Origin of the sequence: Shimia sp. NS0008-38b (genome assembly GCF_040370365.1) — a bacterium.
Lineage (GTDB): Bacteria > Pseudomonadota > Alphaproteobacteria > Rhodobacterales > Rhodobacteraceae > Shimia.
This window is the reverse complement of sequence record NZ_BAABWQ010000001.1, coordinates 1,050,089-1,077,082: the sequence shown is the minus strand read 5'-3', so window position 1 is coordinate 1,077,082 and position 26,994 is coordinate 1,050,089. Positions and strand designations below refer to the sequence as shown.

Sequence of the window (26,994 nt, the reverse complement as noted above, 5' to 3'; positions counted from 1 at the left end):
TGATGGTTTATGCCATCAGAGCGTGTCTCGTCACGCGTGGTATATCAAAATGCAGCGGCCAGAGGTTTGGAAGCGGCTTTCAGAACGTCGGACAAGGTGCTGGAGGGCAGGCTCACACGCATGGTTGAGCGTGTCCCATCTGGCAAGGAAAACAATGCGCGCGCCGTTGTCGGCGGTAACGTATCTGCGGGGATGCGTATTTCGATGCGTGTGTCGGTACTTTGTGCACCAGAGGCGGGGACAATAGATTGCACAATGCCTTGGAGATTGCGTTGTGAGGGGGGCAATCCGGCCAGAGAGATGTCCAAAGGCGCACCTTCGGTCAGAAGGTTGGCACGCGCGTGTGGGACATCGAAGTAAGCGGCGTAACTTTTGACATCTGTTTGGTGAATTTGCGCCAAAACCAGCGCAACCGCGTGCGGTTGATCACCCGACAGATCACGCACCCGTTCTATTCGGCCGGCTTGCGGCGCGCGCAGCCAAGGAAAGGTTTGTAAGGCCTCAAGCCGGATTAAATCCGCTGACAGGGCGTCAGCAGAAGCCTCTAAAGAGCTTATGGATTCCAGGAGCGTGCTATGCTGCGCCTCCGTGAGAAGAGCCAAGTCAAATTCGGTGTTCCGAATGGTGGTTTGCAAAGCAATCTGTTCCAGCGCCGCCCGCAGCTTCAGAATAGAGCGTACGGGCTCAGATGTGGCGTGGGCACGCGCGGTGAGCTCTTGCACAGCCAGGCTGGATTGGCGACGCAATCGATCACGCAGATACATCAGCTTTTCGCGTTCCAGACGGTTGCGCCGATGGGTGTTCAGGCACGCAGATAGAGCTGTGGCATCGCGCAGACCCGCGCCATCGTCAGAAGAGAGGTCAAGAGTGCGCACGGAGAGCGCCACTTGTTCTTTATCTAACAAACAAGCGCGTTGCATGCGATTGCGCGCCAGTTTTTGCGTCTTTAGAGTGATCAGATCGCGCAGTGCAACTTGGTCGTACCGCGCCAGTTTTTGGCCTTTTTGAATGTCGGCCCCCTCTGTCACCATCATCGTGCGCACCGACACGTCGGCTGGCAAGACAACAGGCATGCTTTGGGCAGTGCTTTCGAATTTACCAGTATAGCTGCGCGTGGGAGACACCAGGATGTGAGATGCCAATATCCATGCGCTCATCGCAAGTACCGTGCATGCCAGCGTGGCCCACAAAACCCACATCATCTGCAAAGGGTAGAGAATACGGGGGGGGCGCATGTTAAGCTTTGGGTGTCGCATCTTTGCCTACCTTGCGGGTTTCCAAAAGTCGCGGGTCATAGGTTTTGATGGTCACCTGCAAATGCCCCCCATCGTCGGTGATGTCGGTTGCCACACTCAAGCTGTCGCGCATGATCTTTGCCAAAGGAGAGAGGCGTTCGCCCTCAACGGATGTGTCTGCTGCCACACGTGCTTTGTTCATCGCACCGCTGGAGAGCGCTAGGCGTCTATCCACAAGCCTCAATTCACATTGGCCAACAAAGTGTTTGAATTCAAAGGACACGGTTTTGTCTGTTTCTGTTGGATCGATCATTGCCTGACAGGCGACGCTGAGCATTTCATTGGCGATCATGCAGACCGATCGGCGATTGGCCTCGTCCCCTTCGCGTCGGAATTGGCTGCAAACCCAAGCATCCAATGCCTCCTCGTTGTCGAGATCGCGATCGGTGACAAATCGGCTCCATCCGGATGACAGGCGGGCCCTGATTTCCGCAGTTGGAGCAAACTCGATCACGCGGCCGTTTTGCATCATCAAAAGTTGATCGCAGCGCTCAAGAAGCTGACGGTTTTCGGTGATGATCAATGTTATGTGGCCAAGGCGCGCTTCTGATTTGAGTTTGTCGCCAAGAGCCCCCAGCAGGCTCTCGCTGGCGCCGTCTTCGGGTCTGTCAATCAGGTAGAGATAGGGGCGCAAAGCCAATGCTCGTGCCAGAGACAGCGCCTTTTGCTCGGTGCGCGAAAGGTGATGGACGTCTTTGGCGGTGACGATGCGTTCTACGGTGTCTGCAGTGAAGACCAGTGATTGCAGCAGACGCCGGGCCCTGTCCAGCTGTGCGGCGCCAGCAAAACAAGCCAGATTTTTGGCCCCACCACCCGGAACAGACAGCGGGTCAGGCGGTACAAAAACAGAAGGCAATGCCGCATCTCTGGCCTGTCGGGACCACAGAGGTGTGCCATGTAGCGCAACATACCCCTCTGCCGTCAGACCATCCAGATCCTGCGGCGCATGTAGGGCTTGCAGCAATAAAGATTTTCCAGAAAAGCTGTCACCAGAAAGCCCGATTATCGCACCGGGTTCCGCACGAAACGACACGTCAGACAGCAAGGCAGTGCCATCCGGTGCATGCACCGATAGATGGCTGACCACAAGTGCGGTATCGGCCATATCTTGGTCCGCAGAGTAAGGCGGCGGCAATTGTATCACCTCTTCTGCGCGGCCCAAAGATTCCGGATCGGCATGTGAGCGTTGTCGAAAATAGGCCGCAAAGGCGTCCACCGACCAATAGGTGATCAATGCAATCGTTGCGATGGAAGCCACATTGAGCACCTCTGTTGCTGTCAGCCAGCTGGCAACAGCAAACCCACCTGTAAGCCCGGACAAAGCCAGCGCCTTGTGAATGGAGTCCAATAATGCACTGTCGGCGCGCGCAGCATTGGCAAGCTCAACCGCACGTTGGTCACGCCCTGACAAAAATCCAGCAGCCTCTTGCGGGGCAAAGTCCCACATGGGTTCGCGCCGCATCCAATTCGCCGCCACAGAGCATAACAGCCAACTGAGTAAGGCCCCAACTACAAAAGGGGCCGCCAAGATCGGATCAAGGAGCGCGAGTGATGAACCCGCGAGACAGCCAACGATGGCTTTGCCTGTCACGGTGTTGCGCAGGCGAATGTGTCGGAACCCGGCCAGTGCACGGGCATGTCCAACTTCAAAGATCAAAATCCCCAAAATTGGCACAAGCGTCCCAAGCATCAGCAAAGGTGCGAGGATCAATTGCCCATTTAGGGCCACTTGATCGTAAAAAAACACCACAAACACCGCGACGGCCAGTAGGCACACGCCACCGCCCAGAGAGAACAAAAGAGATATCGCCGTGGCCCAAAGTGGGGTTGTGCGATCACGGAAGGGCAAGGAGGTCGCCTCCGTGGCGCTCAAAAAGTTTAGCGACAAATCAGGGAGTTCTCGTTCGGTAGATAAATCAGACATAACCAAAAACCTCAACAACACCTCTGTTGTAATCCAAAACGGTTAAGAAACTTTATGTGCACATTATTGTCTCTATTTTGATGTTCTTATTTTGTCTCTTTTTGGATGAAGGGGATTTGGTTGTTAAATATTAACGGATTTGCGGTTTGATAGTCGCATTCCGTTAGGAGTGTGTTTGATGAAGAGTGTTGTTGGTTCTGGCAAGCGGTCACCGCTTTGGGGTGTTGGGCTGTTCTGTGCTGCGGTCGTCGCCTTGGGTGGGGCAAGCTACGCTGTGGGTCTTTCAGCGCGTAAAGTGTTCTTGGCACAAGAAGAAGAGGTGATCCCGATCATTGCCGGCGGCGCCTATGACGACATTCCGGCCCTTATGCGTGGCAATTTGCCAAGTGTCACATCAAGCATGATTGGGGATGAGCCGCGCCGTGTGAAGCCGCCGCGAATGTGTGAGATGGCACCGGATTATTTTGCAAAATTGGATCGTGGGATTGGCGTGCCGCATGGGTACGACAAACACAATACCTATGTACGTAAGTATAGAGACCGACGCGGTTTTTTGAACGAACGTGAGCTGCGTGCAGCGCGTGTTGCCTGGCATTACTTTGAGACGTTTACACAGGAAACAACGGGTCTTGCCAATTCGGTTGGTAATTATCCGTCAACCACGTTGTGGGATACGGCCTCATATATTGCTGGCGTGGTGTCTGCTTTTGAGTTGTGTTTGATTGAGAAGCCAGAATTTGATCGCCGGATCACGCACCTCCTGACCACGATAAAAGGTTTGGATTTGTTTCGCAAAGAAATGCCAAACAAAGTGTATCACACCAAGACCGGCGCAAAAGTGGACTATACCAACAAACCGGGAGAGATAGGGTTCTCCGCGTTGGACATAGGCCGGTTTTTGGTGTGGATGCGGATTTTGAAGAACCGGTATCCCTATCTGGCAAACACAATCGACTCGGTGCTGCTCAAGTGGGATTTCCGCAATGTGGTGGACGATGAGGGGCTGCTGTTTGGCGCCTATGTAGACAAAGAGACCGATGAGACGGTCTATGCCCAAGAGGGACGGCTTGGGTACGAAGAATATGCGGCCAAGGGATTTGCGTTGTGGGGATTTCGCCCTCGGCTTGCGCACCGTGCGGAACCTTTTCTGACCGCCTCTATTTTTGGGGTTCAGGTGCCTTATGATGGTCGGGACCCACGCGTTTTCCATTCACAAAACTACGTTGTGACAGAGAGTTATTTGCAAGATGGGTTGGAGCTTGGCTTTGACATGCCTTTTGATGACAGCAGCCCTGAGTGGAAGCACACCGATGGCTGGCGCGCAGAGTTTGCAGATCGCATTTATCAAGTTCAGGAAAATCGCTGGCGCCAAACGGGATTTATGACTGCCCGCTCAGAGCACAATGTGAAGGGGCCACCTTATTTCACCTATGATACGATTTTTTCAGATGGCTACCCGTGGAACACGGTGACCCCGCGCGGGGACTATGTGCCAGATCATTCTGCGGTGTCATCAAAGGCGGCACTGGGATTGTGGGCGCTTTGGGATACGGAATACACCGACGTGCTATATGAGGCGATCATTGAGTTATATGATCCGGAAAACGGAATGTTTGAGGGGCTTTATGAGCGAGGGCAGGGCCGGGTTGCGATTTTTACGGCCAACAATAACGGCATCATTCTGACCTCGCTTCTGCATAAGGTTCAGGGCACAATTTTGACCCCATACACCGGTGATACAGAAGTTTGGTACACGGCGTTTCGCGACCAAGATATTCGGCTTATGCGCAACTACCCGGATCCCCCCCAGAAAGATGAATGGCTCCCGGCACTTCGTCATTCTGTACAAGAAAAGGCTGATTTCTGATGCGACAGTTTTTGCAAACAATGTTTTTTTTGGTGGCAGCCATGGGACTATCTGGCAAGGTTGTGTTGGCACAGGGCGCGGCCAATGCCGAACGCACACCCGAGGCATTTGCCTCCGAGAATGCAATTTTGGACACGGCAATACCCTTTGCGATTGGCGCTCGTGAAGCACGTCAAGCGCTGCGAGGCTCGTTTGGCTGGCCGAGTTTTCAAGAGGGTTTGGTTGAGGGGGTCTATTTTCGCTTTGACCCCGATGGATATGCAAGGTTTGCGCCAACTCCGCGCCTGGATGTGGATGTTTTTGAGGTCATTTGCCGACCCAGAACCTACGCCTGTGCCGCGCGCAAAGAAGGACTTGAGGTGTTTTTGACCGACCGCGGTCAGCTTCAAGTGAAGTTGGAAAACGCGCTTTCCGGTGATTTGTTTTTTGTCTCTGAGGGGGTGTCTGAAATTCAGGTGCCGGAGCGCATTTTGCAGCCATTGGATGTGCCTCTTGAATTGCTGCTGGGATCTGGTGGTGAGTTGAGTGCGCGCCGAGGAAACAGTGAGGTTGTGCGCGTGTCGCTCAAAGGGTTTTCGGCCGTCACAGCATATCTGCGTTGGATCGCGGCCAATCAGGATTACTCTGTTTTGCCAAGAGGTTGGCCGGTTCCAAACGCTGATAGGATATCCTCTGGTACAATGACGCAGCCGGCGGCGTGGAATTCGCCCATGCCGCAGCCGCAGGTGATCGCGCCAGGCTATGCGGAAGCTTTGGTGGCGGGCATCGCGCCCGCGACAAGCACAGCGCCTGTGACCGTGCAACAGCTGCCGGTGCAACATCCTCAGGGTCAGCAGGCGCCAATACAGCCCTTCGCGCCACACCAGCCTGCCCAGCCGGGGCTGGGCGTGGGTGGATCGCCTCGCGAAAACGCAAGCGCTGAGGCTCTGCGTGCAGATATTGAGACGCTTAAGCACTTGATCCTTCAAATTCAGACGGGAAATGCGCGGACTGCAGGGGAGAGCGTTATGAGTGCGCCACGGGGACCGGCAATACAGGAAGACACCGAGGCTATGTCCGACCTTGTGGCTGTTGTTGGCGGCATTCAAGCTCAGCTTGAGCGGTTAAAGGCGGATGCGGCATGGGTGGGGGAGCCGGAAGTGAGCGCCCCACGCGGCACTCTGCCTATTCCGGCTGTAACGCCCAATACATTGCCTCAGTTGCAAGTAGAGGCAGCACCGTCACCGACGGGTTATGGACAAGCGTCACCTGCACAAATGGCAGGGATGTCAGACAGTGCTTCGGAGGTGAAAAAGCTTGACTACCTTATCAACACTATCGGTTTAGATCCTCAAACAGCCCTGTCTATATTGGCGGTTGCGATCCAGAGGGACGATCAGACGACGCCTGCCACACCGGAGCTTGATCCGAGTGTGCCGGCGGAAACACAGCGGGGGACGGGCTCAACAAACGCTCAGCCGATGCTATATCAGAATGGGCTTGTTGACCAAATTTTATCAGAGCTTGAAGCAGAGCTGGCGCAAGGTGCTGATACCGTGCGGGCAGGGGATATAAGCAGTACCGCCCAAAATGTGTCGGTTGAGGACTATGTGATCCTGTCGCGTTATTTCAGATCCGCAGCCTTGCCGGTGTTACAACACTTTGCGGCCACTCAATGAGCCTCTGTTGAGGGTGAACGCAGCTGCGGCATTTAGGCGTTGCTAACGGCGCGACGCCAAAGCCAACCATAGCAGTCAAAACGAACTCTGATGTCGTGAAACGAAGAATTGGAAGGCATCGCAGCCCCAGCCATCAGAGGGGAAGGCGCGATGCGGTTGCGGCAAAAGGCTTGCGTTGCGGGGGCGGCATTCTATATCCCCATGAAAAGACGCAAATATGTCGTGGTCTCCAATGTCGTCCAAATCACCCCTTGTTGCCCTGAAAGTCGCAGTGACTGCGGTGGTGATTGGATGTGGGGCTGCGACGGCTCAAGCCGGTGAAGTGGTCGTGTTTGCGGCCGCCAGTCTGAAAGAAGCTCTGGAGGAGGTGGCCGCGGTCTTTGAAGTGGAAACCGGGCATGAGGTTGTTTTGTCGTTTGCGGGGTCGTCGGCCTTGGCGCGACAAATCGAATATGGCGCCCCCGCAGATGTGTTCGTTTCTGCAAATGTGGCGTGGATGACTCATTTGCGCGGGCGTGGTTTGCTTGACAAAACGCGTCAAAAAATCAGTTACGGCAACAGTTTGGCGCTCGTCGTTCCTGAGAGATCCACGACGAAGTTTAGAGGATTTGAGAGTCTTAAGTCCACCGCGTTTTTGTCAGGTGGGCGCATGGCAATGGCCTTAACTGAGGCCGTGCCCGCTGGAATTTATGGGCGACAAGCTCTTGAGGCGCTCGGCGTGTGGGCTGAGGTTGCGCCCTTTGTTGCGCAGGTGGACAATGTGCGCGCTGCGCTTGCTCTGGTGGCATTGGGGGAGGCGCAGGCAGGCGTGGTCTATGTGACCGATGCTGCGGCGGAGAACAGGGTGCGCACTCTGGGTGTTTTTCCAGAGGAAACCCATGATGACATTGTTTACCCGGTGGCCATGGTACAGGGCAGGGATCGGCCGGAAGTCTTGGAATTCATGGAGTTTTGGGATGGATCGCTGGCGCGCGCCGCGTTTCAATCCCGCGGCTTTCGCGTTTTGGAGAGCCGCTGATGGAGTGGCTGGGTCCCGAAGAATGGGCTGCGGTAGGATTGTCGTTGAAGGTGGCGTTTTGGGCCATGATCGTGGCTTTGCTGCCGGGGGTGTTGGTTGCCTATGCGCTGGCCAGATGGCAATTTTCAGGGAAGCAAGTTGTCAATGTTTTGGTGCACTTACCACTCGTTTTACCTCCAGTCGCAACTGGATACTTGCTGCTGGTGACCTTCGGTACTCAAGGGCCGATTGGGGGCATGTTGCAGCAACTGGGTATTGTTATCGCCTTTCGCTGGACTGGGGCGGCGCTCGCGGCAGCGGTGATGGCGTTCCCTCTCTTGGTGCGCTCAATCCGATTGTCGATTGAAGCAATTGATCCAAAGCTTGAGCAGGCAGCGGCCACATTGGGTGCGTCGCGCGTGCGGGTTTTTCTTACGGTCACATTGCCTTTGATGTTGCCCGGCATTTTGGCCGGGATGGTTCTCGCTTTTGCCAAGGCGATGGGCGAATTCGGGGCCACAATCACATTTGTCAGCAACATTCCCGGTCAGACCCGCACCTTGCCGAGCGCGATTTATGCGTTTTTGCAGGTTCCGGGCGGAGAGAACGCAGCAATGCGGCTGGTTGTCGTGAGCATTGTTGTGGCTGCGGGGGCGTTGATACTGTCTGAGGTGATCGCGCGCCGGATCGCGAAACGGGTGGGGCAGGCATGAGCATTTCTGTCCAGATAAAGCAGGATTTTGAGAGCTTTAACCTTGATGTTGCGTTTGAGGTGCCTGCTGGGTTGACGGTTTTGTTTGGCAGCTCGGGGTCAGGCAAGACCAGCGTGATCAATGCCGTTGCGGGGTTGAGTAAACCGAAGCAAAGTCGGATTGTGGTGAATGGTGAGGTGCTAGGCGACACAACCTCAGGCGTATGGGTGCCGCCACACAAGCGTGGTCTGGGATATGTGTTCCAAGAGGAACGGCTGTTTCCACATCTGAATGTGCGTAAAAATCTTTTGTATGGCAATGGGTTGGCACGAGAGCGCCGGGAGGTTGTCAGCTTTGATCAGGTGGTCGACATCCTTGGGATTGGGGCGTTGTTGCAGCGGCGTCCGGCAGAATTGTCTGGTGGAGAGAAGCAGCGTGTGGCGATTGGGCGGGCTTTGTTGGCGCGCCCCAAGTTGATTTTGGCAGATGAACCACTGGCGGCCTTAGATGAGCCTCGCAAGGCAGAAATCTTACCGTACTTCGAACAGCTGCGGGACGAATTTTCGCTGCCTATTCTGTATGTTACGCATTCGATTGCGGAGGTGGCGCGACTGGCGACAACTGTGGTGGCGATGCAGGGCGGAAAGATTGCGCGTGTGGGCGCGGCGACAGAAGTGCTGTCTGATCCGAGCTTTACGCCAATGGGCGTTCGGGCCGTGGGGGCCGTGTTGGAGGCAACGGTGGCGCAACACCATGACGACGGGCTTACTGAGTTGAGCGCAAATGGTGTGCCGTTGATGCTGCCGCAACTGCCACATGCGGTGGGCCATAAGGTGCGCGTGCGGGTGGCTGCTCAGGACGTGATCTTGTCAACAGAGGGCCCCAAGGGTTTGTCTGCACTCAATATTATTGAAGGCACGGTGCAGTCTGTGCGCGCGGGCGAGGGGCCGGGCGCGATTGTTTCTGTGGATACCAAAGCCGGGCGGGTTTTGGCTCGGATCACGCGGCGGTCGGCTGCGGCACTGGGGTTGTCGGAGGGTGTTTCGTGTTATGCAGTGGTGAAGTCGGTCTCGGTTGCACCACAAGATATTGGCACGCGATAGCCTAATAATTCTGTTTTCATTTGAGAGTGTTAACGCGTGACGGTGAGTCGAAGGCGGACGTGGTATCGCGTCGGTTTTCCGTCGGTATCTGAACGGTGTTCATAGTGAAAACACACCTATGGCATGAGTTTAACGGACCGTACGGCAATCAGAGTTAGAGCACCCCAATTTCGGCCAAAGCGCGGTTCAGCTCGTCCGGCAGCACGTCGTCGTTGGCGCGGTTTTCCGGCAGGTCTGCGGGGGCGTCTTCGACCTTGAGGTATCGCCAGCCCTGAAATGGACGTTTGAGCGCTGCTTGCGTCAAGTGGACCTTTGGCTCGAGAACAATGGCGCAACGGCGAATGCCGTCTGATCCAAAAACCTCGTCGAGCCGTAAGATACGCTGACGACATTGAATTGACCCTTTGATCACCCAATAAATGGACCCGCCGTTGAGCAGCTCTGTTTCGCGTTTGGGCCACATACGGGTGACGTGACGGGGCTTGCCGTCGGGGAAGCGCGGGGCATTTGCCTCTTGCCAAGCAGCAAGAGTTTCAGGACTTTCCGAACCCACGGATAGTTTTACGAGATGGACGGTTTTATCCACAGCTTTCCCACAGAGTTATGCACGCAGAACACTCTATCTAGTGCTGAGTTCGCCCTCAACCCCCAAATAGTGTATTTTGTCGTTGTGCGTGCTCACCGTTTCGTTATACCTTAAATAACCTTCAACGCGCAGCAAGAAAATCAAGGAATCCATCGATGAGTCGTTTCGCCGCCCCCATCGCAGAGCAGATCTGGGACATGAAATACCGCTTCAAGGAGGCAGACGGCACGCCGATCGACCTTTCGGTTGAGGACAGTTGGCGGCGCATTGCGCGTGACCTTGCGAAGGTTGAAAAAGACCCCGCGCTTTGGGAAGATAAATTTTACGCGGCGTTGGAAGACTTTAAGTACTTGCCAGCCGGCCGTATCACCGCAGGGGCGGGCACCGCGCGCAATGTGACTTTGTTCAATTGCTTTGTGATGGGCACCGTGCCTGACAGCATGTCCGGCATCTTTGACATGCTCAAAGAGGCGGCGCTGACCATGCAGCAGGGTGGCGGTATCGGTTATGATTTCTCCACCATCCGTCCGCGCGGTGCAGACGTTAAGGGCGTGGCGGCGGATGCCTCCGGTCCTTTGAGCTTTATGGATGTGTGGGACGCGATGTGCCGCACAATCATGTCTGCGGGCTCACGTCGTGGTGCGATGATGGCGACGATGCGGTGTGATCATCCGGATGTGGAAGATTTCATCACGGCCAAATCTGATCCAGCTCGGTTGCGCATGTTCAACATGTCAGTGTTGGTGACAGATGCGTTTATGGAAGCGGTGAAGGCGGACGGCCCTTGGGAGCTGGTTTTCGGCGACAAAGTTTACCACACCGTGCAGGCGCGCGATCTTTGGAACAAGATCATGCAGGGCACGTATGATTACGCAGAGCCGGGTGTGATTTTCATTGACCGTATCAACCAGCGCAACAACCTGAACTATGTAGAGCAGATCGCGGCGACCAACCCGTGTGGTGAGCAGCCGCTGCCACCTTATGGTGCGTGTTTGTTGGGGTCGATCAACCTTGCGCGTTTGGTTACAGATCCGTTTGAAAAGGCGGCTGAACTGAATGAAGCTGCGCTGACCGAGTTGGTGGCGACGGCGGTGCGGATGATGGACAACGTGGTGGATGCGTCCAAATTCCCGCTGGACGCACAGGCGCAAGAAGCCCAAGCCAAACGTCGGATTGGTCTGGGTGTGACCGGGCTTGCAGACGCGTTGCTGATGCTGGGATTGAAGTATGGCACGGAAGAAGCGGCGGAGCAGACCGAAGCGTGGATGAAAGCGATTGCACGTGCGTCTTACTTGGCGTCCGTCGATCTGGCCAAAGAGAAAGGCGCGTTCCCGCTCTTTGACAAAGACAAATACGTCAATGGTGGTCTGGTTCAGGATCTGGACGAGGACGTGAAGGCGGCGATTTCCAAACATGGTATTCGCAATGCGTTGCTGACGTCTATCGCGCCAACCGGCACCATCAGCCTGTATGCCGGCAATGTGAGTTCCGGTATCGAGCCGGTGTTTGCTTATGCCTACACCCGTAAGGTCTTGCAGAAAGACGGCAGCCGCACAGAAGAAGAAGTTGTGGATTACGCCGTACAGATGTGGCGTGACAAGTTTGGCGACAAAGCGCTGCCAGACTACTTTGTGAACGCACAGACATTGGCACCAGCGGCCCATGTACGCATGCAGGCAGCAGCACAGAAATGGATCGACAGCTCGATCTCCAAAACCATCAACTGTCCTGAAGACATTGATTTTGAAAGCTTCAAAGATGTCTACATGCAGGCATGGGACACCGGCTGTAAGGGCTGTACCACGTATCGTCCAAACGATGTGACCGGGTCGGTTTTGACTGTGAGCGAGACAAGTGAAGACGCGCCGGGCGAGAAGCCTGCGGATCACGTGGCCGATGGCGGTGAAGTGATTTACATGTCTGAGCCGCTGGAGCGTCCACAGAGCCTTGAAGGCGCGACCTACAAGCTGAAGTGGCCCGACAGCGAACACGCGATTTACCTGACGGTAAACGATGTGATCATCAACGGTCACCGTCGCCCGTTTGAGGTGTTTATCAACTCCAAAAACATGGAGCACTACGCTTGGACATTGGCGCTGACCCGGATGATTTCGGCGGTGTTCCGTCGCGGTGGCGATGTGTCCTTTGTCGTAGAAGAGCTGAAAGCGGTGTTTGATCCGCGCGGTGGCGCTTGGATGGAAGGCAAATATATTCCCTCCATTCTGGCCGCAATTGGCGGCGTGCTTGAGCGCCACATGGTTGCGATCGGCTTTATTGAAGGCGAGGGGATGGGGCTGAAATCTGATCCTCAGGCTGAAGTTATGGCGGTTGGCGAAGCACCGCGTGGCAAGGCGTGTCCAAGCTGCGGTGAGTTTGGCTTGCAGATGGTCGAAGGGTGCATGACATGCCCAAGCTGCGGGTTCAGCAAGTGTGGCTAAGCCGGTAGGTGGGTGCTGCTCTGTCAGTGTGAAATGACCCATAGTTTGCCCATTTCGTTCTAACTGGGGTCCACTATCTACACATAGGTTGTACATTGAGCGGCTTCACAACGATGCTTTCGGGTGAAGCCGTCTCTATTTTGAGTATGGGGTTTGAGTTAATTTTGGACGCAAAAAATCATGTTTCGGTCACGTCCAAAGTCGTACATGCCTTTTGTGGATTTCGTGATTAGTCAACGAAATCAGGTCGTTAAATCCGTTCACCCGGTGGCACTGCCTTAATGACGGCTTCGAAAAAGTGTTCCGCAGGAATATCGAGTGCCCGCGCTATGATCACCAATTCTGGCACATCAATACGCCGCTGCCCCGACTCGATCCGTGCGACGAACGATTGATGACACCTTAACCGCTCTGCCAAGGCTGCTTGTGAGAGATTTTGGGATTTACGGGCAGAAATGAGCGCTTCAATGAGCGCCAAATGTCCGTTGGTGTGGAGTGTTTTGGTCAATTGAGTGTCCGTAAGATGCTTCGGACACTTCCAGTAATCTCATTTTCAGATTATCTAAAAATCAGATCATACATATAAGGTGGGTAGTGATGTTAGAAATACATATAACCCCTGCGGACCTGTTTCGCGCTTTGGGTGTTTCGCAAAGCTCTCTGGATTCAGCCGCCATCGACGACATGCAGGGTGGGTGTTGAGATGACAGGCGTGCATGCAGGCGATACCTCAAACACCAAGGAAGCTATCTTGTCGAAGTTTGCACCTGTACTGGCGCTAAAGTCGTCAGCACAGCAGCCGACCTCTAATTCTCGAACATTGAAGCTGCAGGAGCAACAGCAGGTATGGACTGTTTTTATAGACGTATTACCAACAATCCTTGCTCAGTGTTCGGGCCTTTCGACACATCCAAAGAGTGGGGAAGGTTCGTTTTCCGAGCTCCTTTGGGATTTTCTAAACGGACGTGAAATTTGCATTTCCCTGAACAAATTTGGCGGTTTCGATCTAAGCATCAACGCTGAAAGAGTGCATTGGATGGAGACACAATTGCCTCTGGATCTGCTTTTTTTGAAGTTATTGGAGCTGGACTACACACCCGAAGAATTTCGCGCTCTGGCGGGTTAATTGGACCGAGAGAACACTCAATGACAATCTGGTACACAGCCGACACGCATTTTGGTCATGAAAACATCATACGCTTCTGCAACCGCCCCTTCAAGTCAGCATCACAGATGGACGCGGCGTTGTTGGAAAACATGTGGAATGTGGTTAACCCGGAAGACCAACTTTGGATTCTTGGTGATTTCGCTTTTGGCTCCAAAGCCAAGGACAGCGCTTATGTCGAGCAGATATTCAATCAGTTGCCGGGCGCTGAGCGTCATCTGGTCGTTGGCAATCATGATTTCAAGCCAACACTGGAACTCCCCTGGGATTCCATCTCACACTACGTTGAATTGCAGGATGGTCCCCAAAACCAGTCCAACACATTGTGCCACTACCCAATGATTACCTGGAACCACGCTCGCAAAGGTGCACTACAGTTCTTTGGCCATGTTCATGACAATTGGCGCGGGTCTCGCAATTCTGTGAATGTCGGCGTCGATGTGTGGGACTTTATGCCGGTTACCTTTGCCGACATTGCGCGCCGGGCAAAGAAGTTGCCGCCGAACAAGCATTGGGGCGATGTTGAGCATAGGGCGAAACTCAACACTTAGATCGCAACGAGGGCAAGATATGAAGGTCTTTTCAACGACCCAGTTGAGGCACAGCACTTCTGAAATTTTGGAGGCGGTTCAATGTGAACCCGTTATGATCACCAGGTACGGAAAATCTCGCTTTGTGATGATGTCAGGCGAACACTTTGATGCCATGCAACGCGCGCTAAACTCCGCCACCTTAGGTAAGGAGACAGAGCATCCACGGTGAGGGCGAGAGCCGACATTCGCTGCATTCGCGAAGAGTTGAGAGGGGCATGCAAGAGCGGACATTCATTCGTGACCTGATTGTCCACTGTCAATCTAATCATCATCCATTCAAGAATGCGGAAACCCTTGCTTTGCGGTTCGTGACGTATTCTCGAAATCCATTCAAAATGTCAGGCATCGGCTGATCGCCATTTCTGGTCTCTTCCAACTTACGGATTTCGTCGAGACACCGCTTCAATGACATTGGTTTGTCGTCTGGATGTGCCAGCCGCTCTGCAGTCTCACGATCTAGTCGGTCAACGACTTCTTTAGGCAAACAAGAGCGGGCTTCAAAAAATATCAAGCGCGTTCCAAATTCGCGCAACCGCTCATCCTCCATAGCCTGGATGATTTCGTACCTGTCAGGCCATGGTGCCTTATGGAACTGGCGTGCACGCGCTGAGTCTGCATCGCTTAGCCAGATGCCGTGCAGTTTTTCTTCGATATGTGTGGGTTCTGCGAATGGTTCGCGGCTATTTGAGTAAACCTCAACTAACCGATGCTTCAACTTGTCGTCATCAGCTATCGTACTGGCTCGATCTTCTAACGCGTCGATGCCAAGGTCTCCCAGCAAGCCTTCCTCGGCCTCCCAGAGAGGGGTTAAAGTTGGACCCGTGTTTGTTTGGATTTTTCGGATAGGGCAAGGTTTGCGCGACAGAAACGCATGCAGCTCCTGAGCGGTCAATGATGCAAGTTCATCAAAGTTCAACCGCAAGTCGATGCAAAGTCGCCCATTTCCAGGGTTTGGGTCTTCTCCAATGAACGCAACCGGCGTGTGATAGGCTCTGTTCTTATAAATCTCTGTCAGAAGAAATCCTTCTTCAGTTGAAATGAACTCTGAAACAGCTGCTTTGCTCGAGAAGCGCACAAAGCGCTGCCATAGCTCCGGGCATTGCCGCATAATTCTCTTACATAGAAAGAGCGTTGTTTCTGCATCAGACATCGCGTTATGAGCGCTGCTTGCAGATATTCCATTTGCTGCTGCTAACTCGGCGAGGCGAAAGATGGGTGTCCCATCGTCCCGCAACGAGACTGCAATAGCATCTTGGGCGATGGCGTAAGCAGCCAAAGCTAATGACAAGACATCATTTCTTCCGTTGTTATGAAAACTGGTCAAATAGGCTGGATGAAGAGTTTGAAATAGCGCGTACCGGAGCATTTCTTCATCAAACTTGATAGAGTTATACCCGAGGAAAATGGAAGGCGACCAACTATACAGTTTCGCCTCCACATTCCGCATCATTTCATAGTGAGATGGCTGCTCTTTGTTGATGAGCTGTTCTATTGGCAATCCGTTGACTGCTAATGCCTCGGGGTGTGGAACAACGTTCGGGTTAAGCCTAGAACGGATCTCGAACCGCTCGATCTCACTGAGATTTTCATCGGTTTTGATCGCTGCAAAGTGGACGATCTGGTCGAAGCCCTTGTGGAGCCCAGTTGTCTCAGTATCAAAGAATACAAAGGCCAATAAAATTACCTCATATCAGACCACCTAGGCGGAACTTCATTGCTGCAACACTAACGCGGAATCTTTTTGCCAGTTTCTCAACACTTGTTTCGTCTTCCATATCCAAACCATCCGGTCCAATTTCTTCGAGTAAGAATTTTTCAGGCATCAAGAGTTCCGAAGCAAATGTATTGGCGTCAATTTCCAAAGGGTCGCTGCCTTGAGAAGATACAGGATCGCGCCTCAATGCGCGCAGGCCTTTGGAAACATGAACTGTTTCTTTTATCTCTGCTGCATGTAAAACGTGATGTCCCAACTCATGCGCTGCCGAAAAACGCTGACGGTTTGGATGGTGCAAGGCATTGATGCCGATTATAGAAATCCCATCTTGAGTGTGCGCCATTCCGGACAGTTCTTCATCAAGCGGGGCATACTCTAGCATAATATTCTTGGATTTTATTATTCGCTCAACGGGTACGGGAATGCGTTTGATGCCAAATTCCTCTAGCACCACTTGCGCAGCTTCCCTTGCCCGTTTCTTATCGGGCGTCATCGTCCCTGTCTCTTTTGGTCACCCTGTTTCAAAGCTTTTCTAATCAAATCGTTGACGCTTGCTCTGCTTGTGTCTGACAGGGCTTCATTTGTTGGTAGCATATCGTCCTCCTCTTGAGTTTTCGCAACTGTTTTTAACGAAGGCAACAAATCCGAAACACTCGCAACATTTAAGGCCGAGGCTATGGCGTACAGGTGGTGAAGCGCGACATTTTGGTGGCCTCGCTCCATGTTTGCTATCGACGCACGTGAGAGACCAGTCCGCGTTGCTAGGTCATTTTGTGTCAGGTTGAGCTGTTTTCGCCTTGACGACATATTGTCTCCAAAGGCCATATAGATTGTATTTCTGGACATAGACACTGTTACCTTGTGAAACCTAAGCGTGTCAATATTGCAAACAAATGTTTGCATAGTAAACATATAAATGTTTACATTGACAACTTCCAGTTAACCATGCAACTTCCGATCATGAGATTCGAAAACTTCGGATCAGACTGAAAGAAGGAAAGAAAATGTCGAAACGAAACCAGCATATTGTACCTCATGAAAATGGATGGGCAGTTCGCGGGGCTGGGGCCCAGCGGGCGACATCAGTCCACGCAACACAGCAGCAAGCAATTGATGCGGGACGGAGCATCTCGCAAAATCAGGGGTCAGAGCTTCTTATTCACGGACGCAATGGTCAGATCCGCGCCCGAGACTCACATGGCAATGATCCCTACCCACCCAAAGGTTGACCTGCAGGCTAAATTTAACAAAAGGACAACGGCTATGCCGATCAAGAAAAGCGATATCGAACACGTCTGGGGGAAAGCGGCACCTGTTCGCGGGAAAAACCCAAATCAATATAGAAGAGATTCAAAGGGAAATGTGATCTACAAGGCTGCATATGGTAGAAATAGCCCGATGGGTTGGCAGGTTGATCACATCAAGCCGTCTTCTAAGGGAGGATCTGACAGTCGGCGAAACCTGCAAGCGCTGCAAACGGCTGCCAATCGCCGAAAGTCAGATAAAATGCCAGCCAAGTCAAAGCGTCGGAGCTTTTGGTGATTGCCCGCAAACGATGAATCTACGCGAATTGAGCTGATCCTACCAAGTTGGGGCCAATTTCGTAAATACCAGTCAATAAACCGAAACTTCCATGCACCTACCAAGATAAGGGATGAATATGGTACAATGCACAGCACCAGTAAATGGCCACCGTACCGCTAGTGGCGCCGCGAACTGCCCTGCGTGTCGTGGTGGTCGTTCTCGCGGCTATGGGGGATATAGTTCCTATTCAACCGCGTCATATTCCACCCCATCCTACTCATCATCAAGAAACAGGCGAAGTGGCGGTGGTGGAGGCAATGGCACCGCGAAGCCACGTTGGTCACGAGCAGGTTCGTCTGTTGTCTATACACCGGCCCAAGTGCGAACACTTACACCAGTTCGAGAAAACGTAGAGAGCCTAGCAGTCTCGCAGCCTGACCTTCGAGATGTGTTTCTTTGCCACGCGTGGGACGACAGGCAGGGATCAGCGAAGGAATTGCATGATCTGTTGGAAGCATCAGGTGTCCGCGTATGGTTCAGCGAGAAAGATCTTGGCCTAGGTGTGCCGATGATGCGTGCTATCGACAAAGGTTTGGTGAATTCGCGTGTCGGCATCGTTCTGGTGACTCCAGCCATGCTAAGGCGCCTTCCCGCTGAAGGCGTCGCAGACAAAGAGCTTTCGGCACTCCTTCGGCGCGAGCGGCTAATCCCGGTTGCACATGGAACGACCTATGAAGACCTTGAGAAGGTTAGCCTCTTGCTCGCCTCCCGAGCCGGTCTGAGTACCGCTGAAGAGACGATGGCCGAAGTCGCGACAAAAATCGCTGAATTGGTAGCCGTTTAGTCGGGTCATGGGCACGAAACGGAAGCCAAAATCTCCCGGGAACCATGCTTTCGAGAACGGCTCAATCTGAAATGGGGCCTTGAGATATGCGGTGAGTTTGCAGCGGGCCTGCGCTCCATTATCGTTCGTTCTGCGACATTCATTTTCAAAAAGTGGCGAGTTTAGAGATGAACCCCGAACTTACCAAGCGGCACTTCGATGCACTCCGAAAGCTACGCGAAGAATGCGACTACGAGAATTCTCGCAGTAACGGGGAGTTGATATTTGTCTCTCGCAACAAGTTATCGCCCGGTATCGGTAATAAAACGCTTTCCGATCTTGAAGGTTGGAGGATGATCGAGGCTGGTATCAACAAATGGTTCGAAACTTGTGGCTATCGGATAACCGAACTAGGTCGGCGAGAGATAGAGGCCAACCCGCTGAAAAAGCCTAAACCTAAGACCACGCACAAGCTGCGATCCCTTCCTCCACGCTTGGGAAAACCAAAGGGACGGTTTGATAGATAGACATCGGACATGTATTTGGCTCTCTGTCTGGAAGCGAATGAACGGCAGGCTTGGAGAAGCTGCGCTGCAGCAATTGACCTCGTACTGGAAGTCAGCAAGGGGCCGACTTGTCGTTCTACATTCATGACGGGAAGCATGCGTAATTGGGCTGCTGCACACTTTGGTCTGACGCCAACGCGTTGTTGCAGCTTGTGAAAGCTTCAAGTCTCGATTTCCTGACTCATCTCAAGACACCGGCAGAATGCATTGATCAACTGCATTTGGCGTGGTGTCTTACAATCAGCCTCAAAAACCTGAGGCGACGCGACCAAAATGGCCAGACACTGCGCCCGAGAAATGGCCACGTTGAAGCGGTTCTCGCTGTAAAGAAATTCCATGCCTCTTGGCGCATCCGCATGATTTGACGTTGCCATCGAATAGATCGCAATCGGTGCCTCCTGACCTTGGAATTTATCAACTGTTCCAACACGTGCAGTCGGCAGGCGCTAAAAACAAGACGATTGGTCTCGTCGCGGCGAACTAGGTCGGTGCCACCTTGAAGCGCGTTTTCCGCCTCGAGCTGGGCGGCAGCGCCTAACGCGATCCCGCCTTCTGCGGACCGCGGTGCGAGAAGGACTGCCACACTTTCGGGTTCGAGGTCGTGAACGACACGCCAAGCTTCAAACCCTCCGGTGCTATCTTGCAATGAAAACCGCTCGACCCGCTGCTGTGGGCCTACCATTGTACCGAAGGTTCCAAAAACAGCCCATAGATAGATTGTTTCGGGAAAGATCTCTCCGGTATCTGATTGATCAATCGGCAACGCTCTGCCAGCGCGAGCATCGTCGACCGACCTTAAGATCGGCGGAAGGCTGGTGTGGAACTCGAACTCGAGGCCGGGAAAAAACCTCTTGTCGAGGTTGCGCTGGTCGAATTCCAAGCCGGGGAAGCTATTGTCCACACCGCTTTCGGGCCGCACGGTTATCGGGTTACCACGCACCCACTTCTCAGCGCGGGCAGTTAGGTTGCGAGGATAGATTTTGCGGGTGGTTAGATCTTCGCTCATTGGTTCTGCTCCAAGGTCTCGGTATCGAAATATGATTCAGGGGCATCAAAATAGGCAGGTATGCGATTGGATAGGACGGCATAGGAAGACAAGCAAAACTCTAGCCAACCCCGAATGTAGTCACATCCGACACGACCGCGTGCCAGTACCTCTTGATGACAGCCGCCGCCGCACAGGAAGCGAGCCCAGCAGGTTCGATAAGGCTCTTGTCGCAGCACGTGGCGTTCTGTGAGAAAGGTGCGCTGTGCATCGCGATCCGTTCCTTCGTCGAGCGAACCGATAGCAAAGGCTGGATCGTCGATCGCGCGGTGACAGCCGAAGAGCCCTTCCTCGGCACTGACGCTGGCATAGCCTGCAGCTGCCCCGCAGGGATATGGGCGGTGGCTACCCCGATGGATTTCCCCTAGCGCGGTTTCGAAATTTGAGAACGGATAACGTCTGCGAGACAGTAGTGCTTCTCTTGCGCGCTCTCCGCAGGCAATCAGACCTGTCAGCAATTTTTCAAAATCAGCAGCTTGAAAAGAGTCTTTGGGATCGGGCGAGACAAGCGCTGGTGCGAAGCCTGCTTCATCCACGCCGAGTGCCACCATGTCCTCGAGCATTTGGACCAGATCGCCAGACCGCGGGGTCACAGTTGCTCGCAGCGATATGTGGCGCGGGCGACGTGGGGCTGACATCAACTTGCCAATCCCAGCTATGATCCGGTCATAAGCGCTGTGTCCGCCACGCATTCGGCGCTGCAGGTCGTTTGTGGCGCGTCCGCCATCCAAGCTGACCGCAACACTGAACGGATAGTCGCCCAATAAGGCGACATCCTCATCGCGCAAAAGCGTGCCGTTTGTTGTTACAGAAAAACGTAGCGCGATGTTTTTCTGCGCAGCGCTCTCGGCTGCGAAGTGTGTAACCTCATGCAGCACACGCGAATTGAGAAACGGCTCGCCCCCCATATAGCCTAGCATCGCATCCTGCCCTGGTGGCACCTGAGCAATGAAACGTTCAGCGGCCTTGCGGGCCGTTTCAACCGACATCAGTCGCGAATGGGCACCAAAACGACCTTCATCCGCATAACAATAACTACAACTCATATTGCAGCCTTGCGTGATGTTGAGAGACAGCGCTCGCAACCCACCGGGCTGATAAGGTGCTTCATCAATGCAGTTGTTTTGCGTGGCTTGACGTAATCCTATCGATACTGAACCCGTAAGTGCTTGCTCAAAACCTTTTTCATCCACGTCATAGATGCGGCTGCCGTCCACCAGTAGAACATGTGCTCCTTGGGGGCTACGGAAAGGGTGCAGCGTGCTCATGATCCCTCTCTCTGGCGCTTGGCCCACAGTTGGATCAAATCATATTGACGACGGGTCAGATGCATCGCGTTACTGTCCGACCCGCGCATCAAAGCAGGCATTCGTCGGTCATAGAACCGCTCGGGGGCGCGCGGGATTCTAATCCACTTCTCGATCAGACCGGGTTCTTCGCGAAGCCTATCGCGGAAGTATTCTATGGCGTTGTAACGACGGTGCTTGCGTTGTCCCAACATTGACACTGGCATTGCGTCTACGCTCTGTGGTGTCACGGGGTGGGCTGGGTCGGACGAGGCCGCTTGGTCGATCGTCGGCCAAAGTGTGCTATGTGGGCTGGCTTCGAAATCGAGGGACGGGTTCGGCAGGTCCAGTCTTTCGCCGGCGGGATTTCTTTAGCTTCTAAGGTTTGTATTCCGTGCCCGATAGTTTTGCGCGTCCTTGTTCATCAGGTCAGAGGTCTCCAATGCGCGTTCGAAGATGTCTGCGACAAGTGTCTCTAGTTCGTCGTCGGGGATCGTTTCATCGCGGGCCGATTGGCGGGTTTCGCGGTCACTTAGCCCATCTTGCAGTGAGACGATGGGGCGGTTCATGGGCGCGAAATCTGGTGGCCCCACAGCGATCCGGGCCTGGGCTGTCAATTCACCGATCCGGCAGGTCACCAAGCCATCGCCAACATCGTCAACTAGACCTATTACCCGGTTAAGGATTGAAGCGACAAGGCCGCTAGGATTGAGACGAGGATCACCAGCGCCCAAAGGCGGGACAACTGTCGTTTGCATGTCATGGGTTGCCCATGACGAATTTGGATTCACTCTTTGTCGATCCTCAGGGACGTTCAGGTCCCTCCAGGGCAAGATGTTGTTTTCTTCATCCGGGTTGGCTGCCAGCGCCTTGTCGATCCGCATGTCGATATCCGGTGGACCGTATACTACGCCTTCAGGCGCGTAGAAGCGCAGCCTAAGCTCGGGGAACGCATCATCAGGTTTCGATAACTGAACCGCCCCCATAGGAATTCCCGTAGGATGCGCGATTACGGGTTCGCCCCCCTCAGGCGAAGTGCCATAGATCTCATGACGGGCCGTGTCATCACCGGACAATTCGCGCTTTGCTAAAATGCGATCACTCTCACGCAATGTGATGTGGTATGGCTTTAGGTTTCCGATAGCCACGCCCCAGGTTAAGTCGCTTAGCGTCAGTCCGAAACGCTCGAGCACCTCGGGTGTCAAAGGGCCGTCGAACGTATTTCCATCCTCCTCCCATGACCCCCAAAGTTCAAAGAAGGGACATACAGGACGAAAACCACCTCCTTCATCCTTAAGAATGACCTCATTGGGCACCGATGCAGAGACTGTACCATCTTCGGACAAAGACAACGTCTCCTCCGGTTGAAGTGTAGTCGAGGCTGGTTTATCAGGCGACAGTTTTGCGGAGCGCCAAGAAAATGCCGCACAAGGTGTCTTTGAGGAGCCGACGCGTGCGAAGGCCAATGGCGGATAGATTGCAATGGATGTGAGCATTTGCACTCCTGTATCAAAAGCGATGTTTGGATTGCCGGTCAGGCCAACCGGCAATCTGCGAAATCAAATGCGGCGCAGACGATTTAGCTGACCAACTTCCGGAGTAGGGGTCGCTCCGCCGACCACGGGATCGCCAAGGCAGCCATCTTCCGGTTCTATGAGGGCCTGTCCCAACCTATGCGCAAGGCCTGTAACCTTGATCCGGATGCCATCTGCAACCTGCCCGCCGAAACGGATTTCCTTATCGTCGATCTTGATGTCGCCTATGACGAAAGACGCACCTTCAGGTGCCTGAAGTACACCGCGCACTGCGCGTCCTTGAGACCCTCGCGTATAGCTCCAACATGCTTCGGGAGCGACGCCGTCCGGCACGTCCCAACCTGCAAAAGAAATGGATTCAAAGGCGAGCTGCGGTGGATTTGCCACCGAGACAAAATGGCCGGCGCGCGCCAGCTCGTTTGCCTCTGCTCCGATAGTAGGATCGCTGTGCCGCTCGACGTCTCCGTAGCGACCGCAGAGGATCAATTCGCGCGCGCCGGTCTTGAGTGTGCCATCAGCATTTCTACGTACCACGGAGGCTCCGGCCACAAGCTCGACCGCAGCCCCAATTGTATTGGGTTGTCCAATCATGTGCATGGCCCCGTCTGAGCTGTTGGCATTCCATCGGTTGGCTGGAATGTAATTGCCTAACCCATCCATCAAGTCTGACATCTCCACATCCGGTGACACATGTTCACGATATAGGGCTAAGACCACATCTGGCTGCCGCCGGAATAAGATGCGAAAGTAATTCCGATCCTCGCAGGTAAAGGAAATTTTTGTTACTTTTCCATTGGAATCTCGAGTGGTACTCCATTCACAATATTCCACCTGTTCGAGGCGGTTTTCCTCAGCCAGAAACCAGCGTTCTTCATCAGTGGCAGAGGCAATGGACAGAGGGCGTGGAAAGGCCGCCCATCCGATTTCTTTCTCGATTGCGTCCGCGCTAATACCATCGGCAGGGTTGAAGAATTGGTTGCGGGAACCTCCAAAGCTGATTGGAGGGGGGACGCGCGAGGCGTTGAAATAGCTGGTGACTTCATTATGCCAGTCCTCGGCTGCGGCCGCGTTCATATCGGTCAAGTCGCCGGGTGGAGTAAATTTGAATGCCATTGTGGTATCCTCCAATAAATTATCCAATTAGGTCGGGCTGTTCGAAGATCGTCGCATCCGGCGCCATCATGACTGGGGCCATATCCATTGGGAGTGTGTCGATTGGTAAGGTCATGCTGAACTCGGACACACCAAGTGTCCGGAAATATCGCCGCCGCGATACAATCAGACGCATAAGATCCATAACGCCTTCTTGGGTTTGCATTGCTTGCTTGGCGGCATCGTAGTAGGCGGCAATCTCGCCTCCGATCCGTGCTCGCTGGGCGTCGTCATCGCCTGTTCCCAGCCAATCGAGGACCTGCGCTTCATCTGAATCTGGTCGCGCTGCAGCTTCGGCAGAGAAGGCGTCGAGGATCTTGGCCTGGCAGCTTCCCGGTCCATCTCCCAAAACACCGGTCTTCGGCATATGGCGGAGCAGAGAAGAGCGGCGGACAGACTGGATCGGGTTGCAGAAGTCCACAGCAAGGATAGCCCGAACCAATCCGGTACTAAGCACACCATGGTCTAGAAGGCCGAAAATGGTGCTTAGATCCTCAAAGGCCGGCGACGGGCACGCCAAACAAAAGAATGCTTCGCCCGGTTGGCGGAAGCCTGTTTCACGGTCCTCAAGCGCAAGGCCAAGACTGTCGATAGCCTGTAGCAGATGTCCGCCGTCAATTTGAACGCGCCCTCGGATAGTAAGTGGATCAAGCAGACGCGCCCACGCTTCAATGTTCAGTAATATTTCAGAAGGTACATTGACCTTGACACCGTCCGCGACCTCACGAAATTCTCGATCCGAGGAAACGATGTTTACAGCAGTCGTCTCAACCAATTGCCGAAGGAACGTATCAGCGTTCCGCAGTTCAACGCCCTGAATTGAAAGATCAAAACGCGCATTCGTCCAACGATCGATGCCGGGTTGGATGATTTCTGTTTCGAGGACTTCCGCTCCGACCGTGTTGGCCATCAATCGGTGATTGAGGATCGGACTATCGGGCGCGAAAGCTTCAGGCGGGATTGGTACCGCTTGGCTGTCCCAATGCAGCCACGGCGCACGCAACTCTTTCATTACAAGCGAACCGTTGACATGGCCATCAAACGGACCTCGACCTCGGGTCGGTGAGGCCAGCGCATGAGTACTGTCACCGGAATAAAACCAGGTTCCGGTCCGGCGCTGATAGAAATTATAGGCGCCTTTGTCAGGATCCCATGACAATACCTGCATCAGCCCGTTTTCAGACATAGGTTGGTCATCGACACTCATAAGGATGAGATTTCCAGCGGAACTGGTGCGCGCGACTACAAAACGGAGCGCTCGGGCCAATGTTGCAGTGGTAGGGGTAAACGGGATCTGCCCACCTTCACCCAGCAAAAACACTTGTTCCTTGGGAACTGCCGACCTGGCCAAAGCTGCATCGGACGACAAGATGTCAAACCGATCTAGCAAAGCGTCGACAGTCATGGGACGCTCGTCGTGAAGTAGGATCAAGCATGCAAAAGGATCGCCCAAAGTATCCAATTCCGCCTGTGTCATCGGTGTTGGAGACGGGTCCAACCCAACCACCATACGCAAAACCGGCGCAACTGCTATTGGAGCCGCGCCTTGCGAAAGAGGCGTTTTCGCGAATTTCTCATCCGGCTCGACCAATATGCGTTTGTTATAAAGCGCTTCGTTCATCGTCGGTCCTCCCTTGTTTTGGGGCGGGTAGGCCTTTCGACACGTGTATAATGCGTTTCGACCTGCTCATACCGAGGTCTCTATTAGACTGGGCTCGACTAATCTCGTGATCTGACCTGGTTCTTTGGGGCGATCGGAATGAGCAATCGAATTGGCATCGCGCAGCAGTAAGTTTAGCAATGTTCCAGCAACAATCGTGCCGCCGACCGGCCCTAACTTCCCGCCGGAATCCTCGGCCTCCGCGAGTACGTAGAACCACAATGGCGATTTGCTCAGACCCGCTGCTTTGACCTTGTCGTGGGTCTTGGATGGCATGCCCCAAGCATCTGCTAGATCTTCTCCGTAGGGCAGATGGAAAGTCCGTTGACCACGCACAAGATTACGGAACGGTAAAGATGGCCCATCCTTGCCCGCTACGCGGTCTGGCATCTCAAATAGGGCTTGAGAGACGTTGCTGTCGATTTTGCGAGCTTTTTGAAATGAGCCATCGCCAAAATCAAAGAATAGGTTCCAATGAACGTTGCTATCTGGTGGTACTGGGTTAAAGCCGCCAAGTTCGAATAAGCCCGCCCCCTTATCGTTGTTCACCTGATATCCCGAGCGCACTTGCGAATGGCCGAAACGGAACGCTGCAGCAGCAAATTCCAGTGATATAGCTGGCGTGTTGGACCAATCAACCGGCCCGGGTAACGCACCTTGCCAGAACCCATCCATAAGTGGTGTCAGTACAGGTTCGGCAATGATTGCTGGCAAGTATTCATCAGTTATTATGCTCTGATATGTTGCGCGCACGGTTTCTTGGGCATGCAAGAAGTGCTCTTCACTTGCCTTGCCTCCACCGGTCACCTGGTCCAACTGTTGGTTATGAAAGCGCAAAAACGCACCATGCAACTGGGATATGAACATGTTTTCGTCGTTGCGCGGATCGCCAATTAACGCGACACCTGCATCGTTTCGTTGTAAATCACCGGGGTTTTGCGCCGTGCCCACCACGAAATGAAAATTGCGATCATAAGCATAAGGGAATTGTTCCGGACCTTCCCTATAGACGGAGTCGAGATCTAGAACTGGTGTGCGAAAGTTCGGTACGATGTTGGTTGCAGGCTTGCCCAATTGCGACATGATATCGAGGGTCAGATCATGATCAATGAACTGACCCAAAAAGGTGATACCCGCCGGGATGTCAGCGTCTTGACCAGCACCGGTGGCTCCCTCGTTCATGCTGTCAGCGAGGGTTAATAGTTGTGCTTCATCGGGTTGGTTGATCTCGGGCTGCGCCAGACGGCCAAATACCGGGCTTGAGCCGGGACCACTCAGTGCCAATCCGGCGGCCTCTTGGGTCTGGATGACGCCAAAAATGGCGTCGGCAACACTCCCATGTCTGATACTTTTCATCTGCAATCTTTCCTT

26 protein-coding genes are annotated in these 26,994 nt (G+C 53.7%); 12 read left to right on the top strand and 14 right to left on the bottom strand.

Annotated features, from left to right (window positions below; all coding sequences use genetic code 11):
- Positions 1-44: 44 nt before the first annotated feature.
- Together ABWV47_RS05215 and ABWV47_RS05210 are read right to left on the bottom strand one after the other, a co-directional pair.
- On the bottom strand, positions 45-1,256 hold the full coding sequence (locus ABWV47_RS05215) for an HlyD family secretion protein (RefSeq protein ID WP_353309099.1): 1,212 nt from the start codon (positions 1,254-1,256) through the stop codon (positions 45-47).
- Positions 1,237-3,219 carry an ATP-binding cassette domain-containing protein gene (locus tag ABWV47_RS05210; RefSeq protein WP_353309096.1) on the bottom strand — a complete coding sequence of 661 codons (1,983 nt, stop codon included), beginning with the start codon at positions 3,217-3,219 and terminating at the stop codon, positions 1,237-1,239. Before ABWV47_RS05210 ends, ABWV47_RS05215 begins: the two co-directional genes overlap by 20 nt.
- 178 nt (positions 3,220-3,397) lie before the next feature.
- On the opposite strand from ABWV47_RS05210, the gene ABWV47_RS05205 reads away from it, so the two are divergent.
- The 5 genes from ABWV47_RS05205 to modC all read left to right on the top strand — a co-directional run bounded on the left by ABWV47_RS05205 (position 3,398) and on the right by modC (position 9,536).
- Positions 3,398-5,086, top strand: a complete 1,689-nt coding sequence (locus ABWV47_RS05205; protein WP_353309093.1) for a DUF3131 domain-containing protein — start codon at positions 3,398-3,400, stop codon at positions 5,084-5,086.
- 41 nt (positions 5,087-5,127) lie between these two features.
- Positions 5,128-6,744, top strand: a complete 1,617-nt coding sequence (locus ABWV47_RS05200; RefSeq protein ID WP_353309091.1) for a hypothetical protein — start codon at positions 5,128-5,130, stop codon at positions 6,742-6,744.
- Between the two features lie 217 nt (positions 6,745-6,961).
- Positions 6,962-7,762, top strand: a complete 801-nt coding sequence (gene modA / locus ABWV47_RS05195) for a molybdate ABC transporter substrate-binding protein (protein WP_353309088.1) — start codon at positions 6,962-6,964, stop codon at positions 7,760-7,762.
- Positions 7,762-8,454, top strand: coding sequence for a molybdate ABC transporter permease subunit (modB, locus tag ABWV47_RS05190; RefSeq protein WP_353309086.1), 693 nt, complete (start codon positions 7,762-7,764; stop codon positions 8,452-8,454). Before modA ends, modB begins: the two co-directional genes overlap by 1 nt.
- On the top strand, positions 8,451-9,536 hold the full coding sequence (gene modC, locus ABWV47_RS05185) for a molybdenum ABC transporter ATP-binding protein (RefSeq protein WP_353309083.1): 1,086 nt from the start codon (positions 8,451-8,453) through the stop codon (positions 9,534-9,536). Before modB ends, modC begins: the two co-directional genes overlap by 4 nt.
- A 154-nt stretch (positions 9,537-9,690) precedes the next feature.
- Here the strand turns inward: modC and ABWV47_RS05180 are convergent, their stop codons facing one another.
- Entirely contained in the window at positions 9,691-10,122 is a 432-nt protein-coding gene (locus ABWV47_RS05180; RefSeq protein WP_353309080.1) for a DUF1489 family protein, read from the bottom strand.
- A gap of 155 nt (positions 10,123-10,277) precedes the next feature.
- Between ABWV47_RS05180 and ABWV47_RS05175 the strand changes: the two genes are divergently transcribed.
- Complete coding sequence (locus ABWV47_RS05175) at positions 10,278-12,560, top strand: adenosylcobalamin-dependent ribonucleoside-diphosphate reductase (RefSeq protein WP_353309077.1); 2,283 nt, start codon at positions 10,278-10,280, stop codon at positions 12,558-12,560.
- 250 nt (positions 12,561-12,810) lie between these two features.
- On the opposite strand, the gene ABWV47_RS05170 is transcribed toward ABWV47_RS05175, so the two are convergent.
- Complete coding sequence (locus ABWV47_RS05170; RefSeq protein WP_353309075.1) at positions 12,811-13,068, bottom strand: helix-turn-helix domain-containing protein; 258 nt, start codon at positions 13,066-13,068, stop codon at positions 12,811-12,813.
- A 195-nt stretch (positions 13,069-13,263) separates the two neighbouring features.
- On the opposite strand from ABWV47_RS05170, the gene ABWV47_RS05165 reads away from it, so the two are divergent.
- From ABWV47_RS05165 to ABWV47_RS05155, 3 genes are read left to right on the top strand one after another with little or no spacing between them, the layout of a single operon-like run.
- Positions 13,264-13,686: a hypothetical protein gene (locus ABWV47_RS05165; RefSeq protein ID WP_353309073.1), complete on the top strand. Its 423-nt coding sequence runs from the start codon at positions 13,264-13,266 to the stop codon at positions 13,684-13,686.
- 20 nt (positions 13,687-13,706) lie between these two features.
- Positions 13,707-14,276 carry a metallophosphoesterase gene (locus ABWV47_RS05160; RefSeq protein ID WP_353309071.1) on the top strand — a complete coding sequence of 190 codons (570 nt, stop codon included), beginning with the start codon at positions 13,707-13,709 and terminating at the stop codon, positions 14,274-14,276.
- Positions 14,164-14,487 carry a type II toxin-antitoxin system Phd/YefM family antitoxin gene (locus ABWV47_RS05155; RefSeq protein ID WP_353309069.1) on the top strand — a complete coding sequence of 108 codons (324 nt, stop codon included), beginning with the start codon at positions 14,164-14,166 and terminating at the stop codon, positions 14,485-14,487. Before ABWV47_RS05160 ends, ABWV47_RS05155 begins: the two co-directional genes overlap by 113 nt.
- A 99-nt stretch (positions 14,488-14,586) precedes the next feature.
- On the opposite strand, the gene ABWV47_RS05150 is transcribed toward ABWV47_RS05155, so the two are convergent.
- The 3 genes from ABWV47_RS05150 to ABWV47_RS05140 are packed head-to-tail and all read right to left on the bottom strand — an operon-like array spanning position 14,587 to position 16,839.
- Positions 14,587-15,993, bottom strand: a complete 1,407-nt coding sequence (locus ABWV47_RS05150) for an exonuclease domain-containing protein (RefSeq protein WP_353309067.1) — start codon at positions 15,991-15,993, stop codon at positions 14,587-14,589.
- Between the two features lie 10 nt (positions 15,994-16,003).
- Positions 16,004-16,525 (bottom strand): ImmA/IrrE family metallo-endopeptidase, encoded by a 522-nt coding sequence (locus ABWV47_RS05145; RefSeq protein ID WP_353309065.1) that lies wholly within the window; start codon positions 16,523-16,525, stop codon positions 16,004-16,006.
- A complete protein-coding gene (locus ABWV47_RS05140; protein WP_353309594.1) occupies positions 16,522-16,839 on the bottom strand; it encodes a helix-turn-helix domain-containing protein in 318 nt (105 codons plus the stop codon). The genes ABWV47_RS05145 and ABWV47_RS05140 overlap by 4 nt, the downstream gene beginning before the upstream one ends.
- Positions 16,840-17,036: 197 nt before the next feature.
- On the opposite strand from ABWV47_RS05140, the gene ABWV47_RS05135 reads away from it, so the two are divergent.
- The 3 genes from ABWV47_RS05135 to ABWV47_RS05125 all read left to right on the top strand — a co-directional run bounded on the left by ABWV47_RS05135 (position 17,037) and on the right by ABWV47_RS05125 (position 18,400).
- Positions 17,037-17,261: a DUF2188 domain-containing protein gene (locus ABWV47_RS05135; RefSeq protein ID WP_249712861.1), complete on the top strand. Its 225-nt coding sequence runs from the start codon at positions 17,037-17,039 to the stop codon at positions 17,259-17,261.
- A gap of 34 nt (positions 17,262-17,295) precedes the next feature.
- Complete coding sequence (locus ABWV47_RS05130; protein WP_249712859.1) at positions 17,296-17,574, top strand: HNH endonuclease signature motif containing protein; 279 nt, start codon at positions 17,296-17,298, stop codon at positions 17,572-17,574.
- Between the two features lie 361 nt (positions 17,575-17,935).
- Complete coding sequence (locus ABWV47_RS05125; protein WP_353309062.1) at positions 17,936-18,400, top strand: toll/interleukin-1 receptor domain-containing protein; 465 nt, start codon at positions 17,936-17,938, stop codon at positions 18,398-18,400.
- Between the two features lie 706 nt (positions 18,401-19,106).
- Here the strand turns inward: ABWV47_RS05125 and ABWV47_RS05120 are convergent.
- The 7 genes from ABWV47_RS05120 to ABWV47_RS05090 form a co-directional block, all read right to left on the bottom strand.
- Positions 19,107-19,319: a hypothetical protein gene (locus ABWV47_RS05120; protein WP_353309060.1), complete on the bottom strand. Its 213-nt coding sequence runs from the start codon at positions 19,317-19,319 to the stop codon at positions 19,107-19,109.
- 628 nt (positions 19,320-19,947) lie between these two features.
- Positions 19,948-21,258, bottom strand: a complete 1,311-nt coding sequence (locus tag ABWV47_RS05115; protein ID WP_353309058.1) for a radical SAM/SPASM domain-containing protein — start codon at positions 21,256-21,258, stop codon at positions 19,948-19,950.
- Entirely contained in the window at positions 21,255-21,527 is a 273-nt protein-coding gene (locus ABWV47_RS05110; protein ID WP_353309055.1) for a hypothetical protein, read from the bottom strand. The genes ABWV47_RS05115 and ABWV47_RS05110 overlap by 4 nt, the downstream gene beginning before the upstream one ends.
- Positions 21,528-21,647: 120 nt before the next feature.
- Positions 21,648-22,772 (bottom strand): hypothetical protein, encoded by a 1,125-nt coding sequence (locus tag ABWV47_RS05105; protein WP_353309052.1) that lies wholly within the window; start codon positions 22,770-22,772, stop codon positions 21,648-21,650.
- Positions 22,773-22,835: 63 nt separating this feature from the next.
- Positions 22,836-23,924, bottom strand: coding sequence for a DUF8225 domain-containing protein (locus ABWV47_RS05100; RefSeq protein ID WP_353309049.1), 1,089 nt, complete (start codon positions 23,922-23,924; stop codon positions 22,836-22,838).
- Between the two features lie 19 nt (positions 23,925-23,943).
- Positions 23,944-25,584: a hypothetical protein gene (locus ABWV47_RS05095; RefSeq protein WP_353309046.1), complete on the bottom strand. Its 1,641-nt coding sequence runs from the start codon at positions 25,582-25,584 to the stop codon at positions 23,944-23,946.
- 66 nt (positions 25,585-25,650) lie between these two features.
- Complete coding sequence (locus ABWV47_RS05090) at positions 25,651-26,979, bottom strand: peroxidase family protein (protein ID WP_353309043.1); 1,329 nt, start codon at positions 26,977-26,979, stop codon at positions 25,651-25,653.
- Positions 26,980-26,994: the final 15 nt, after the last annotated feature.

Coding starts and splice junctions, on each gene's coding strand:
- ABWV47_RS05215 (WP_353309099.1), bottom strand. CDS start 1,256: ATGCGACACCCAAAGCTTAACATGCGCCCCCCCCGTATTCTCTACCCT.
- ABWV47_RS05210 (WP_353309096.1), bottom strand. CDS start 3,219: ATGTCTGATTTATCTACCGAACGAGAACTCCCTGATTTGTCGCTAAAC.
- ABWV47_RS05205 (WP_353309093.1), top strand. CDS start 3,398: ATGAAGAGTGTTGTTGGTTCTGGCAAGCGGTCACCGCTTTGGGGTGTT.
- ABWV47_RS05200 (WP_353309091.1), top strand. CDS start 5,128: ATGGGACTATCTGGCAAGGTTGTGTTGGCACAGGGCGCGGCCAATGCC.
- modA (WP_353309088.1), top strand. CDS start 6,962: ATGTCGTGGTCTCCAATGTCGTCCAAATCACCCCTTGTTGCCCTGAAA.
- modB (WP_353309086.1), top strand. CDS start 7,762: ATGGAGTGGCTGGGTCCCGAAGAATGGGCTGCGGTAGGATTGTCGTTG.
- modC (WP_353309083.1), top strand. CDS start 8,451: ATGAGCATTTCTGTCCAGATAAAGCAGGATTTTGAGAGCTTTAACCTT.
- ABWV47_RS05175 (WP_353309077.1), top strand. CDS start 10,278: ATGAGTCGTTTCGCCGCCCCCATCGCAGAGCAGATCTGGGACATGAAA.
- ABWV47_RS05165 (WP_353309073.1), top strand. CDS start 13,264: ATGACAGGCGTGCATGCAGGCGATACCTCAAACACCAAGGAAGCTATC.
- ABWV47_RS05160 (WP_353309071.1), top strand. CDS start 13,707: ATGACAATCTGGTACACAGCCGACACGCATTTTGGTCATGAAAACATC.
- ABWV47_RS05155 (WP_353309069.1), top strand. CDS start 14,164: ATGTGTGGGACTTTATGCCGGTTACCTTTGCCGACATTGCGCGCCGGG.
- ABWV47_RS05145 (WP_353309065.1), bottom strand. CDS start 16,525: ATGACGCCCGATAAGAAACGGGCAAGGGAAGCTGCGCAAGTGGTGCTA.
- ABWV47_RS05140 (WP_353309594.1), bottom strand. CDS start 16,839: ATGTCGTCAAGGCGAAAACAGCTCAACCTGACACAAAATGACCTAGCA.
- ABWV47_RS05135 (WP_249712861.1), top strand. CDS start 17,037: ATGTCGAAACGAAACCAGCATATTGTACCTCATGAAAATGGATGGGCA.
- ABWV47_RS05130 (WP_249712859.1), top strand. CDS start 17,296: ATGCCGATCAAGAAAAGCGATATCGAACACGTCTGGGGGAAAGCGGCA.
- ABWV47_RS05120 (WP_353309060.1), bottom strand. CDS start 19,319: ATGGCAACGTCAAATCATGCGGATGCGCCAAGAGGCATGGAATTTCTT.
- ABWV47_RS05115 (WP_353309058.1), bottom strand. CDS start 21,258: ATGAGCACGCTGCACCCTTTCCGTAGCCCCCAAGGAGCACATGTTCTA.
- ABWV47_RS05105 (WP_353309052.1), bottom strand. CDS start 22,772: ATGCTCACATCCATTGCAATCTATCCGCCATTGGCCTTCGCACGCGTC.
- ABWV47_RS05100 (WP_353309049.1), bottom strand. CDS start 23,924: ATGGCATTCAAATTTACTCCACCCGGCGACTTGACCGATATGAACGCG.
- ABWV47_RS05095 (WP_353309046.1), bottom strand. CDS start 25,584: ATGAACGAAGCGCTTTATAACAAACGCATATTGGTCGAGCCGGATGAG.
- ABWV47_RS05090 (WP_353309043.1), bottom strand. CDS start 26,979: ATGAAAAGTATCAGACATGGGAGTGTTGCCGACGCCATTTTTGGCGTC.